The following is a 13,483-nucleotide window of genomic DNA, read 5'->3' as shown; positions in this document are numbered from 1 at the left end:
GTTAGTCGGTAGTTCAAATGATATTTCCTTTTATTATATTTTTTGCTTTTTCCCTCTGCATGATCATGGCGGCAATTAAAGACGCGGCTATCATGAAGATTCCAAATTGGATTAGCCTGCTAACCGCAGCTTTGTTTTTCGCTATGATTCCCTTCGCGTGGGATGGATTTGCCGTTCTGGGCGAGCACGTCTTGGTGGGTCTAACCGTTTTCATCGCAGGTTTTATTATGTTTGCCCTCGGGTGGCTCGGCGGTGGAGATGCTAAACTTTTAGCGGCCACGTCACTCTGGTGGACCTGGAGCGATGTCGTACTCTATATTGGCTACACAGGCATTTTGGGCGGGGCTTTAGCTTTGATTTTGCTGATAGGCCGCAAATACGCACCGGTTTGGCTGTCTACCTCTTCCTGGGGATATGGATTATTCAAAGAAGAAAAAGCTATGCCTTATGGATTGGCTTTGGCCGGCGGCGCGCTGCTCACCCTACCGCAAAGCGAACTTTTCAAAGTTGCGTTGGGAAATTAAGGGCTTCGTCTGCCTAGATTACTTTTGTCCTCGGCTCGGGTTGCCTAGTTTTGAAGGGGGCAGGCCCGATTTGATTGGTCACATAGCCGTTTAAGAACACTCAATTATTGAATTTTCAAGAGATTTCAGTTTTCTGCCACCTGCGTTAACCAATTCTTTGCCGTCCCTTTTTACATCTTAACCATACTTTATCGATTCTCTGTCTAAGAGAGGCGTAATGGAAAATGACCATTCCGGTCATGTGAGGGGTTATGGACAGCTCAAAACTTATAAAAGTGGCGATACTGGGAGGAGCAGCATTAGTGCTCTGGTTCGCTATTCAAAAATTCGCGGCCCCGAAAACTCCGGTGGTGAATAATGCGGAGCCCGTAGTTCAACAAGTTGAATATGTAGAAGTTCTGACCGCTAATGCGAATATCCCTTTAGGCACACGGATTACAGCAGACCACCTTTCTTGGAAACCTTGGCCGAAAGAAAGCATTCAACCCAGTTTGATTACGAATGATGAGGCGGATCGCCCTGAAGCTATGCAGGAATTGGAAGGGTCTATCGTAAAGGCTGAGATTTTCGAAGGTGAACCCATTAATGAAGCTAAACTCGTTCGCGCAGGAAATGCAGGCGTGATGGCGGCAATGCTGGAGCCTGGAATGCGCGCTGTGACAACTCGGATTTCGGTGGAAACAGCCGCCGGTGGGTTCATTCAACCCGGAGATCGCGTCGATATTATTCTGACAGAAAAGTTTAATCTCCAAACCTCTAATACCGGGGGTCAACGCACAAACGGCATTGTTCGCGATGAAGTAAATGTTTCCAACATCCTTTTTGAAAATGTTCAGGTTCTTGCCATTGATCAGACATTTGCCACGGATCCGGAAGGCGAAGCTTTCGTTATCGGGTCTACAGCGACGTTTGAGCTGAGCCCGTCTGACTCGACTTTGCTACAAGAAGCGCAGTCTTCCGGAGAAATTAGTTTGGCTCTGCGCGGATTAAACAGCTCACGATCATCAGCCCCGAGCGCGGCTAAGCGAGCCGTATACCAAGAAGAAGCGCCGCCTTCTGATCTCGTCGTTTATCGTTCGGGTGAGCCACAACGCGTTGCGATAAGGGGTCAATAATGACGAATATTCGCCACACTCTAAGCCAGGTGTTTTGCCGTTCCATAGCCGAGAAAAAGGGAGCGTTTAAAGCTGCCGCCCTAAGCGGCGCTGGCCTGACGGCTGCAACCCTTTTGGCCTTTTCCGCCGAAGCGAATACACGTTCCTACGCCGATATAGGCTCAGTAAACGCTGCGCCAATGAGCGTTCAGAGCGCGACGACGAACGAACGCGACATTGTTCTGCCATATGGCAAATCCAAAGTGATTGAGCTTCCGCAGGGCATTCAGGACGTTATTGTCTCAAACCCTGATGTCGTCGAGGCCGTTGTTCACACGTCCACGCGAACCGTCCTAATCGGTAAACAGGCCGGTCAGACAAATGCCTATTTTTACGGGCAGAACGATCAGGAGCTCTTGAACCTGAATATCCGCGTTGAACGCGACATCTCTGAGCTGGCGCGCCTTATTCGTAAGAATGTCGGGGACGCGGAGGTCGAAGTCCAGGCGATACACAATAATATCCTTTTGACCGGTTCTGTTCAAAATGCAGCTTCTGCGGATAGAATTGAAAAACTGGCCAGGCTTTGGCTGAATGAAATTGCAACAGGCACTTACGATCCAGGCGAAATAGTCAATCTGATGGCGATTGAAGGCCGAGATCAGGTCATGTTGAAAGTGCGCATTGTGGAAATGCAGCGCTCCGTCACGAAACAGCTAGGCTTCAATATCGGCGCGGTCGCGCAGCTGGGCGAATCCACTGTTTCTCTCGTCAGCAATAACGGTCTTGATTCTTTGGCCGGGCTAACTGGGGACGCCACCATTCGCCCGAGCGGCGGAGATATTACGTCTCTCACTGGAGCCATTCAAGCGCTTGAACGCGTTGGCCTTATTCGGACACTTGCCGAGCCAAGCTTAACCGCTATTTCCGGTGAAACAGCAAACACTCTCATCGGGGGGGAGTTTCCACTCCTCACAAATGTCTTCTTGGATGAGTTTGGACGGACGCAACGCGAATTTGAATTCAAACCTTACGGCGTTTCCCTCGGATTTACGCCGGTTGTTCTAAGCGAAGGGCTGATCTCGCTGAATATCTCGACAGAAGTCTCAGAGCCGACAACTGAAGGGTCTTTCGAGACCGGCGGGTTGTCGTCTGACATTCTGGGTTTGCGCGTCAGGCGCGCGAATACGGTCGTTGAAATGCCGGCGGGCGGAAGCCTTGTCATCGCAGGTCTCATACGGGAAGAGAGCCGAAGCTCTAGTGACGGGACACCCGGGGCCAAAGACATACCCGGCCTTGGCGCGCTGTTTCGCAATAGTGATACAACAAATACGCAAACCGAATTGGTTGTGATTGTTACGCCTTATTTGGTCGATGCGACCCACCCGGACAAGTTACAGACGCCGCTGGACGGATTTGTCTCTCCGACAGATACCGATTCAATCCTGCTCGGACGTTTGAACAAGGTTTATTCCGATGATGGTCAGCCGAGAATTTCCCAGCCCGCTCTGGGCGGTCCCTTCGGTCATGTGGTCGATTAGGAGATAATGATGAAACAATCCTCCAAAAATATCCGGCATCTGGTCTTGGCGTCTGTGGCAGCAGGCGTTTTATCGGCCTGCTCGACGCCAATGCCGTCGCACCCGCCAACGCCGCTCCGCAATCAAATCAAGGTAGCCGAATCTATTGAACGTCTAGAACTTTACGCTCGCCCCGAAGGGCTGGAGCTGTCAGCGCGGGATCAGTTTGCAGTCGGCCAGTTTCTAGAAAGTTACCGCGTCAGCGGCGACGGCCCACTTTATGTCAATATGCCAACCGGAAAGTTATCCGGTCTTGGCGCTCAGCAAGCAAACACTTTGGTTCGCACCTTGATGGCGCAAGCCGGGGTGAACCCTGCCGCGCTTCAAACCGGCGAATATCAGAGCGAGCCAGAGGCCCCGGCGCCTGTCGTAGTCTCCTACCGTACTTTACGCGCTATTCCGGCCGATTGCCGGTTTATGGATGATCTTACCCGAACATATAATAATCAGCCCAATCAGTCTTTTGGATGTTCAGCAAATGCCAATCTAGCCGCCATGGTATCTGATCCGCGTCAATTCCTAGAGCCTTACGCTGGAACGGCGCCAAATTCGCAGCGCCGCACCGTTGTGTATGACAAATATATTAAAGGCGAATCTACGGCAGCTGAACGGCCTCCTGAACAGTCCGTGAAGTTTGACGCAGAATAATGACACTCAATTTGGCCCCATATCACTCTGATGGCTCCTCTAGTCGGGGCTGGATAGAAATGACCGGATATACTCTATGACCCAAAGTCCTACATCGCCTTCCCAGCCGACCCCTTTGCGTCAAATGCCGACTCCACAGCCCATGGCCATGCCGCAAGGGCAAATGCCTCAAAATAATATGCCTCACGGTCAAATGCCGCCGCCGCAGCCTATGGCGGCACCGCAACCTGCGCCGGCTCGGCAACCCCAAGCCCCTCAATCGCATGCGCCTCAACAGCAGGCTGCGGCTCCACTTTCCCCAGCCCCAATGGCCCAGCCAAATCCCGGCCATCCCCCCCGGTCGATGCCCACTCCGAATTCTGCCCCGCAACAGGCGGCGCCGCACGGCCAGATGCCGCCCGCTGAAACGCAAATGCCTGCCGGACAAATGCCGCCTCCTGTTGAAATGGGAATGCCCGCCGATGCGATGGAAGAAGAAGCGGCGCGCGAAGGGGGAGAGAAAGCCCTGCCGCAAATTTCGATTCACGCCTTTTGTGATCGCCAGGAATCCGCAAGCGTTATAAATTCCACGACACGAGACTGGCGCATGAAACGCGTCAATATGAAGATTTACATGGGCGGACTCCCATCGGCGATTGAATATTATCGCAAGGAAAACACCCCTAGCCTCATTTTGGTTGAAACGGGGATGCGCGGGCCAGAGCTTTTTGCCCAGCTAGAACAACTTGCCTCTGTTTGTGATGAAGGAACCAAAGTTGTTATTATTGGCGCAGCAAACGATATCCGCCTTTACCGTCAGTTGATGGATAAGGGCGTGTCAGACTATATCGTCCCTCCGTTGATGTCGCTGAATCTAATTCGGTCCCTAGGGGATCTTTATTCAGATCCGGAAGCACCCTTTATCGGTCGAGTTACAGCCTTTTTCGGGGCAAAAGGCGGGGTCGGCTCCTCTACCTTGGCGCATAATATGGCGTGGTGTCTGTCTGAGACACTCGGGCAGGAAACGGCTCTGGTGGATCTCGATAGTTCCTTTGGGACGACAGGACTCGATTTTGCCTATGACAATTCTCAGGGGCTGGAAGAAGCTCTTGGGCAGCCGGATCGCTTGGACGAAACTTTGCTCGATCGGATCATGATCCGGCATACGGCAAAACTCTCCATCCTGCCGGCGGCAAGTTCTTTGAATAGTAAACCCGTTCTCGACAGCGAAGCTTATGAAGCCGTGGTCAATGGCGTGCGGTCGATCAGCCCCCTAACGATTTTGGACATGCCGCATTATTGGGCTGACTGGACGACCGGCGTGCTAACGAGTGTCGATGACGTTGTGATTACGGCAACGCCGGATCTGGCCAATCTTCGCAATACAAAGAACTTGGTTGATTTTTTACGCTCACAACGCCCGAATGATGCAGACCCTATCCTAATTTTGAATAAAACTGGGATGAGTAAATCAGCTGAAATTCCGGTAAAGGAATTTGCGTCCGCCGTGGGTCTCGAACCCAGCCTCGTTATCAGCTTTGACCCGGAAAGTTTTTTCGAAGCCGCCAATGAAGGGAAAATGCTCGATCAGGTCAAAGCGGCAGAACGCACTGTTTCCGGACTGAATTATGTTGCCAACCGTTTGAAAACCGGACGTTTCGACGCCGCCCAGCAAAATGAAGGCGGAAAACGAAAGTTCAAATTGCCGAAAAAAGACGGTGGTGGGGAAAAAGGAAAATCAATCTTTTCATTCCTGAAAAAAGGAAAATAAGCGCCCATGTTCGGTAAACGTTCAGAAGCTACAGCGCTCAAAGCGCCTGTCACCGAGAAAAAGGTAGTTGCTCCTCCGTCGGAAGCGGCTCCGAAGCCCGTGACAGAGGCCCCGACGACTTCGCGCAGTGCGGATCCGTCAGATGAGTATTACGAAACCAAGGCGACTATCTTTAACGCTCTGTTTGAAACCATTGATGTTACGGCTCTGGCCGGAATGCAGATGGATAAAGCGCGCGAGGAAATTCGCACAATTGTTGATGAGATTATCGCCATCCGGAATGTGCGCTTGTCTGTGGCTGAGCAAAATCAGCTTATAACTGAAATATGCGATGACATCCTTGGTTATGGCCCGCTCGAGCCATTGCTCGCCCGGGACGATATTGCGGATATTATGGTCAATGGCGCAAAGCACGTTTTCATCGAGACCAATGGTAAGATGATAAAGACGAATATCCGTTTCCGTGACAATACCCAGCTCATGAATATCTGTCAGCGGATTGTGAGCCAAGTAGGCCGACGCGTTGATGAAGCCAGCCCAATTTGTGACGCGCGTCTGCTTGACGGATCGCGGGTTAACGTGATTGCGCCGCCGCTTTCTATTGACGGGCCGTCGCTGACTATTCGGAAATTTAAAAAGGACAAGCTCCAGCTCAAGGATCTGGTGAATTTTAAATCCATTTCTCCGGCCGGTGCTCGCGTCCTGGAAATTATCGGGGCCTGTCAGTGTAACATTGTAATTTCCGGCGGTACCGGCTCCGGTAAGACGACGCTTTTGAACTGTCTTACCGGATTTATCCATCCGGATGAGCGGATCATTACCTGCGAAGATGCTGCCGAACTCCAATTACAACAGCCGCATGTTGTCCGTCTTGAAACACGGCCGCCAAACCTTGAAGGCAAGGGCAAGGTTTCAATGGCCGACTTGGTTAAAAACTGTCTGCGGATGCGTCCTGAACGCATTATCGTGGGCGAGGTCCGGGGGCCCGAAGCCTTTGACCTCTTGCAGGCGATGAACACAGGCCATGACGGCTCCATGGGAACGCTCCATGCGAACTCCCCTCGAGAGGCTCTGTCCCGTCTGGAATCCATGATTACAATGGGCGGGTTTTCCCTTCCGGCGAAAACAATTCGGGAAATGATTGTCGGCTCTGTCGACGTCATTGTGCAGGCCGCCCGCTTGCGGGATGGGTCTCGCCGTATCACGAAAATTACAGAGGTCATCGGAATGGAAGGCGACGTTATCGTCACCCAGGACCTTATCGTTTATGAAATGGACGGAGAGGACGCACAGGGAAATATTATCGGCGAACATAAATCGACGGGTATCGCCCGCCCGGCGTTCTGGGATCGAGCGCGCTACTTTAATCTTGAAAAAGAATTGGCGCAGGCCCTAGATGAGGCTGGGGGCTAATCGTGGATCAGGCTACGCTTATCGGAATAATTGCGGTCGGCTTCGTACTTGTGGCCGGATATATTCTCATAGGCGACGGCGGCGGAAAAAAATCAGAACGCTTGAGAGTTATCTCTGGACAGAAAAATCAAAAAGAGAGCTTTCTTGGCAAGCTAAAGGTCGAAGATCAGGGGGCGCGCCGGAAGCAAATTGAAGAAACTCTGTCAAAAATTGAAGAAAGACAGAAAAAGAAAAAGAAAAAAGCGAAGTCACTGGAAATGAAATTGATTCAGGCCGATTGGTCGACGAGTCCCCAGAAGTTTTTAATTATTTCTGCTGTCCTCGCCGTTTTCGCCGGGGCTCCCGCCTTCTTAATGGGACTGAATCCCTTTCTGTGTCTAGGTCTCGCCTTTGTCATTGGATTTGGTGTGCCGAGATTTGTTCTCAATAGTGCGATCGCCAGACGGCAGAAAAAATTTACCGCTCATTTCGCTGATGCAATGGATATTATTGTTCGAGGTGTCCGGACTGGCTTACCACTAAATGACTGTCTGAAAATCATTGCCCATGAAAGTCCCAATCCGCTTGGCTCGGAATTTCGCCGCGTTGTTGAGGGAGAAAGCGTCGGAATTCCTATCGAAGTCTGTCTGGATCAACTTTACGAACGTATGCCAATTTCAGAAGTAAATTTCTTTTCGACTGTTTTAAATATTCAGAAATCGACAGGTGGTAATTTAGGGGAAAGTCTCGCGAATTTGTCCGCTGTTTTGCGGGGACGAAAAATACTTCGTGAAAAAATTAAGGCTTTGTCTGCGGAAGCCAAAATGAGCGCAATTATTATTGCGGCCTTGCCCATCGTCGTCATGCTCTTGGTCACAATAATGTCCCCGGACTACATGAACGAATTATATTTCACGCCTACGGGTCAAAGAAATATGATGATCGGTGCAGGTATGATGTTCATGGGGACCTTCATGATGCGCAAAATGATTAACTTCAAATTCTAAGGGGAGATAGACGTGACAGCTGAATCCCTTTCTCTTCTTCAGAATTTTGGCTTTTTAATTATCTCGCTTCTAACTGTGGCGACACTTTACGTTATTTTTGCGCCTATTTTCGAAGGGGATAGCCTCAAGAAACGTATGGATTCGGTCGCAAGTGCCCGAGAGAGCTTGAAGCAGAACCGCATGGCGGATTTGAATTCAGCTCAAAAAGGATTGCGGACTGAAAATAAAGGCGCCGTTAAGAACCTGGTAGATCGTTTTTCACTGGAAAAACTTCTCGAAGCCTCAGACCTAAAGGACAAATTATCTCAGGCCGGGATGCGCGGTCAAAAACCAATTTATACATTTTATCTGTTCCGTCTCATTGCGCCGGTTGTTTTGCTTTTATTGGGGTTGGTCTTTTTTGTTGGTCTGAATGTCCGCGAATGGACGCTCATGCAGAATCTTTTCGTGACGATTTGTCTGACCCTATTCGGATTTTACCTGCCGGCCATTTACGTCAAGAACGCAGCGAGCAAACGTCTGGCCAATATTGTCCCTGTCTTTCCGGACGCATTGGACTTGCTTCTCATTTGTGTTGAATCCGGCATGTCGGTCGAATTGGCTTTTGGCCGAGTAGCGGATGAAATGGCAGAAAGTTCAGTTGAGCTTGCCGAGGAATTTTCGCTAACCACGGCAGAGCTCTCTTACCTAAGCAGTCGCCGCGTGGCCTATGAAAATCTGGCGCGCCGTAATAACCATCCCGGCATCCGGGCCGTTGCCACCGCCCTTATTCAGGCTGAACGTTATGGTACGCCATTGGGAGATACCCTGCGTACCATGGCGAATGAGAACCGCCAGATGCGGGTCATGCAGGCTGAGAAAAAGGCGGCGTCCCTCCCGGCGAAATTGACTGTGCCGATGATCCTGTTTTTCCTACCGGTTCTGTTTATTGTTATCCTTACGCCGGCCGCCATGCGCCTCGGAGCCGCTCTCGGTTAGAATGATCAGAGACACAATAATTAGAAAGGCCGCTGAAAACTCAGCGGCCTTTCTGGTTTTAATAGGTCAAAGACGGAATGAATTTATCGCCTGTCGCGAGAGGCGCCGCGCCGCTCTTGGGGTTGAGGGGGGTAAGGTTGGCCCCCGGATTGCTGTGAGTTATAAGCTTGAGAGGGCTGCCCCTGATATGGCGCGCGCTGTTGAGATTGAGCCGGAGCCTGTCTTGGATCTACGCGGCCCGGATAATAAGGCGTAGATTTCTCTACTTGTTTTTCGGTCTTACCTTGAGGTGATGGCTGGGGTTGGCGCAGAGCTGGATTAGCCGGTTTCGCCCCGACATTTCCCGCGAGCCTCTCTAGAATATCTTTCTGGGCTTGTTGTTGCTGAGGTGTAATCACATCGCGTTGAGGGCGTTGCCCTGATTGCTGGGCGGCGAGGCGCGCTGCATCGCTGGCCGAACGTGTCTGGGGCGCTGCGGAATTTGGCGATGCGGATTGAATTGAAGAATAGGACCTCGTGGCGGTCTGCCCTGAAGATTGGACGGCTGGGGCATTCACGGAAGGAGAGTTCTGAACCGTTACTTTCGGCGGGGGAGAGGTGAACCCGCTGCTTTGATAAGTATTTTGCCCGGAAGGCGCGACTGGGCTGGCGGAACGAAGTTTCTGGGCCGGCTGAGCGTTTAAATCGGGCAGTTTCGCCGAATATTGGCTCTGCGCCAGACGAGCCATTTGTTCTGCTTCTTCGTTCTTGCCTTGAATTTGTAAAACCAATGCTAGGTTTTGTCTTGCGCTCTGAGACGCCCCCGGAACAGCTACCGCGCGGCGCAACCAGCTCTCCGCCGTAACCGGGTCACCTGATAGAGCATATGACAGACCCAAATTGGACATAACGCTAGGGTCGTTCGGCGTTATTTCCAGGGCGCGAGCATAATATTTGCGGGCGAGATCATAGTTTTCCTGCTGGTCCAAGGCCGCGCCTTTTAAAGACCATAGGCGGCCATAAGCGGGTGCGTAAGCCAAGGCCTCATCAAGTGGCTGCATAGCGTCAACAGAACGTTCAGACGCAATTAGAGAGGCTGCATATTCGGCTGCCAAATAGGGGTCGCGTGGATAAAGAGCACGTGTGGTTTGGGTGATTTCGACAGCGCGCTGAGGATTGCCAATTTTCCGAATAGCCGCCGATAGTTTGATGGCGGCCTCTAAGTCTCCCGGGTTGAGATCATATTCACGCATCCAGAAGGCCGCTTGCGCCAATTTATCCTGAGTTTCAATTCCGTCGCGCAAGGCGCGATTAGCAGGTTGAAAACTGTCCTTCCCCATTGTGTTGGAAAGTTCGCGCTCTGTGTCTGTGTATTGCGGCGCAGCGGCGCAGCCGATGAGACCTCCTGTAACGCAGATGGAAAGTAACCCTGTTCCCAGTAATAAACGTAATTTCTGAAATGCCATAATCCGTTTAGCCTCCTGCCTATAGGGCGTTCGCGTCCTGCGTTATGCGTTCCGGTCTCGCGACTCGGCTTGCACCTGCCTATAATTGCGTTAACAAACGTAAACAGAGACGGTTAACGCTTCGTTAGTCTCCTACTATGATCACTGTGGAAATTTGATTGGTTTGCGATAGATAGACCGACACGCAGAAAGAAGAGAAAAGCAATGTCCGACCCCCAAACAGAGACCCCAATTTTTGTAAAAGCTTCAGAGCTCAGTGATAAGGAGGCTGCGTCCATAATTCCTATCTATTGCGTACGTCCTGACGACTGGGAGAAAGTCAAAGAGGGGCTTGAGAGTGTAGGGCAAAATTATGCAACGGCGAGAGGCTTTGCAGCGGAAGCCGGGCAAAGAGTTCGCGTGCCGAATAGTGACGGCGAAGTCGCCCTTGTCCTCTATGGTTTGGGCCTGGTTGAAGATGATGACCTTGGACCCATACGCGTCGGCGGTCTCTCTTCTACTTTGCCGAATGGGTTTTATAAACTCGTCTCCATCCCGAAAGACTGGAATCGCAATTTGGCCGAAACAGGGTGGGGCCTGGGTGCTTATAAGTTCGAGACCTATCTAAAGGATGAAACTCACTTTCCGACACTGGTTCTGGAAGAAGATAGCCCTTTAACCGAAACACAATCTCTGGCTGACGCGACGGCGCTTTGCCGCGACCTTATAAATACGCCGGCAAGTGATATGGGGCCTGTCGCTCTGCACAAAGCCGCCGTTGATTTGGCAAAGCAATACGGCGCGGTCGTGACGGAGACTGTTGGAGAAGACCTGCTTGCACAAAACCTACCGATGATACACGCAGTCGGCCGCGCCGCGCATGAAGAACCCCGTTTAGTAGAATTTGAATGGGGGGACCCGTCCCACCCAAGGCTCGCCTTGGTCGGGAAGGGGATCACCTTCGATACCGGCGGGGTGAATATTAAAGGCGCGTCCAGTGCGCGCTTGATGAAAAAGGATATGGGCGGAGCGGCTCATGTTCTGGCCTTGTCCAAACTCATTATGGAAAATAATTTACCAATCCGGCTGCACTGCTTGGTCGCGGTGGCTGAAAATGCGGTGTCCGCCGGCGCTTATCGCCCGGGCGATATCCTCCGCTCTCGCGAAGGGCTGACGGTTGAGATTGATAATACGGACGCTGAAGGCCGCTTGGTTTTGGGCGACAGCTTGACGAAAGCGGCAGAAAGCGAACCCGCCCTGATCATCGACTTTGCCACGTTGACGGGCGCGGCGCGGGTCGCCATGGGGCCTCAAGTCCCGCCGTATTTCTCTAACCGCGAAAAGCCTGTGGCGGATGTTTTGGCGCAAGGCGAAAAGCAGGTTGATCCGATTTGGCGATTGCCGCTTTGGAAGCCTTATTATTCTCTGCTCAGCTCCCCGATAGCCGATATGAAAAACTCCGGCGGTAGTTTTGCGGGCTGCATCACGGCCGCTTTATTCTTGCAGCGCTTTGTCAAAAACCGCCCGTGGATGCACTTCGATACTTATGGCTGGAACCCGAGTGCCCGGGCTGGTCACCCTAAGGGCGGAGACATGTATGGCGTGCGGGCCCTGTATTTTTGGCTCAAAGCGGGCGGGTTAAACTCTGACCTCTCCAAATAGTTAATAAAGTCTTAAAAAAATATAGAGTCCTTTTAAGGCCTTAGCCCAAAGTGGGGACTCGTCCCTTCTTTGTGCCTTGACCAAAGAATCCCGCTTATGCGATTCCTTGATTCGAATACAAATCAGGGACAGGGCATATATGGCAGATGGTGCGGACAATACGGTGGTTTTTTTGGCGCCGGTTCCGAACGCACCGCGTCCGCAAACTCCGCATACTCAGACCTCACGCCCTTATAATAAAGCGCCCACAGCCCTTTCGAGACCCAAAATAAACCTGTCTGAAGGGCTGGATCTTTGGCACCGCGTGACAGTCGAATCTGTGCGCGCCAGCGAGCCGGACTTATCGACGCGGCAAATGGCCGTTCTTATGACGATATATCTATCAGAAGGGCCTCATACGGTTCGTTCGCTCGCTCAGCATTTACAAGTCACCAAAGCGGTTATTTCTCGGGCTATAGACCGGCTCACGCATCACGGATATGTCGAACGCGCCCCGGATCACCGGGATAAACGATCTGTAGTTATGTGCCGAACTTCGGGCGGGATACATTACCTGCGTAACTTTGCGCGGGTAATCCAGACGGAATTCACGTCTTAACCCATGGCTGACTCTCGTATCAGCTTACCGGAAGCGCAGGCGCCGCTTCTCTCTACCGCTCATATCATTAGCTCTTCTGCGCCTTTGCGGGATAATCGGGGATGGCGTAAAGGGTTGCAGACCGAACTCCTTCACGGACAGAGGTTTAATATTTACGGCGAAGGCCGTGGTTGGGTTTTTGGTCAGGCTATCCCGTTAATCGCGGGGAGTGAGCGTCCGGGCTATGTCGGATACATCCCGAAAAAATCCATATCGGGTGATCCCTTCGAACCAAGCCATAGCGTGTCTGCGCTACGCGCTCCCGTCTTTAACAATCCGGATATAAAATCTCATATTACACAGTTTCTGCCTCTTAATGCGCAAGTCCAAGGCGGCAAGGAGGAGGGCGATTTCATTGAAGTCGGCGTCGGGGCCTTTATCCACTCCCGCCATTTGAAGGCCTTATCAAATTTACCTTCTGGACAAGATTACGTCGATTTTGCCGAAATGTATCTGGGCGCGCCTTATGTTTGGGGCGGGACCGGTGACAAGGGGCTGGATTGCTCAGGACTTTTGCAAATGGCTCTGTGTGCTGTCGGCCGGGACGCGCCTAGGGATGCCGATATGCAGGAGCAGGATTTAGGGGAACGGCTTAAGACCACAGGCGAAACGGATGAGCTGCGGCGCGGCGATCTTATTTTCTGGCCGGGGCATATTGGAATTATGTCAGATGAAGAGACATTGCTTCACGCTAACGCCTTTCACATGATCACGGCAAAAGAGCCTTATGACCAAGCGGTCAACCGAATCGGAACGCCTCGCTCGATTAAGCGCTTCTAATTACCTC

General features: G+C 51.7%; 12 protein-coding genes. 11 read left to right on the top strand and 1 reads right to left on the bottom strand.

Annotated features, from left to right (window positions below):
- Window positions 1-17: 17 nt before the first annotated feature.
- The 8 genes from ACNA05_RS03400 (at window position 18) to ACNA05_RS03365 (ending at window position 8,973) form a co-directional block, all read left to right on the top strand.
- Window positions 18-524 (top strand): A24 family peptidase, encoded by a 507-nt coding sequence (locus tag ACNA05_RS03400; RefSeq protein ID WP_415809966.1) that lies wholly within the window; start codon window positions 18-20, stop codon window positions 522-524.
- Window positions 525-775: 251 nt separating this feature from the next.
- Window positions 776-1,639, top strand: coding sequence for a Flp pilus assembly protein CpaB (cpaB, locus tag ACNA05_RS03395; RefSeq protein WP_415809965.1), 864 nt, complete (start codon window positions 776-778; stop codon window positions 1,637-1,639).
- Window positions 1,639-3,159, top strand: coding sequence for a type II and III secretion system protein family protein (locus ACNA05_RS03390; RefSeq protein WP_415809964.1), 1,521 nt, complete (start codon window positions 1,639-1,641; stop codon window positions 3,157-3,159). Before cpaB ends, ACNA05_RS03390 begins: the two co-directional genes overlap by 1 nt.
- 9 nt (window positions 3,160-3,168) lie before the next feature.
- Window positions 3,169-3,846: a CpaD family pilus assembly protein gene (locus ACNA05_RS03385; RefSeq protein ID WP_415809963.1), complete on the top strand. Its 678-nt coding sequence runs from the start codon at window positions 3,169-3,171 to the stop codon at window positions 3,844-3,846.
- A gap of 76 nt (window positions 3,847-3,922) precedes the next feature.
- A complete protein-coding gene (locus ACNA05_RS03380; protein ID WP_415809962.1) occupies window positions 3,923-5,596 on the top strand; it encodes an AAA family ATPase in 1,674 nt (557 codons plus the stop codon).
- 6 nt (window positions 5,597-5,602) lie between these two features.
- The gene (locus ACNA05_RS03375) at window positions 5,603-7,009 is read left to right on the top strand and encodes a CpaF family protein (protein ID WP_415809961.1); all 1,407 of its coding nucleotides are present in this window, start codon (window positions 5,603-5,605) and stop codon (window positions 7,007-7,009) included.
- Window positions 7,010-7,011: 2 nt separating this feature from the next.
- The gene (locus tag ACNA05_RS03370; RefSeq protein ID WP_415809960.1) at window positions 7,012-7,995 is read left to right on the top strand and encodes a type II secretion system F family protein; all 984 of its coding nucleotides are present in this window, start codon (window positions 7,012-7,014) and stop codon (window positions 7,993-7,995) included.
- Window positions 7,996-8,007: 12 nt separating this feature from the next.
- Complete coding sequence (locus ACNA05_RS03365; RefSeq protein WP_415809959.1) at window positions 8,008-8,973, top strand: type II secretion system F family protein; 966 nt, start codon at window positions 8,008-8,010, stop codon at window positions 8,971-8,973.
- A gap of 83 nt (window positions 8,974-9,056) precedes the next feature.
- Here the strand turns inward: ACNA05_RS03365 and ACNA05_RS03360 are convergent, their stop codons facing one another.
- Window positions 9,057-10,418, bottom strand: coding sequence for a tetratricopeptide repeat protein (locus ACNA05_RS03360; protein ID WP_415809958.1), 1,362 nt, complete (start codon window positions 10,416-10,418; stop codon window positions 9,057-9,059).
- Between the two features lie 204 nt (window positions 10,419-10,622).
- Here ACNA05_RS03360 and ACNA05_RS03355 point away from each other — a divergent pair, with 204 nt between their 5' ends.
- From ACNA05_RS03355 to ACNA05_RS03345, 3 genes are all read left to right on the top strand, one after another.
- Complete coding sequence (locus ACNA05_RS03355; protein WP_415809957.1) at window positions 10,623-12,059, top strand: leucyl aminopeptidase family protein; 1,437 nt, start codon at window positions 10,623-10,625, stop codon at window positions 12,057-12,059.
- Between the two features lie 139 nt (window positions 12,060-12,198).
- On the top strand, window positions 12,199-12,657 hold the full coding sequence (locus ACNA05_RS03350) for a MarR family winged helix-turn-helix transcriptional regulator (RefSeq protein ID WP_415809956.1): 459 nt from the start codon (window positions 12,199-12,201) through the stop codon (window positions 12,655-12,657).
- A 3-nt stretch (window positions 12,658-12,660) separates the two neighbouring features.
- The gene (locus ACNA05_RS03345) at window positions 12,661-13,476 is read left to right on the top strand and encodes a C40 family peptidase (RefSeq protein ID WP_415809955.1); all 816 of its coding nucleotides are present in this window, start codon (window positions 12,661-12,663) and stop codon (window positions 13,474-13,476) included.
- Window positions 13,477-13,483: the final 7 nt, after the last annotated feature.

The sequence above is a fragment of the Litorimonas haliclonae genome, from assembly GCF_965138505.1.
In the GTDB taxonomy this organism is placed as follows: Bacteria; Pseudomonadota; Alphaproteobacteria; order Caulobacterales; family Maricaulaceae; genus Litorimonas; species Litorimonas haliclonae.
The sequence above is the reverse complement of the archived record's forward strand: the minus strand, read 5'-3'. Positions and strand labels throughout refer to the sequence as shown.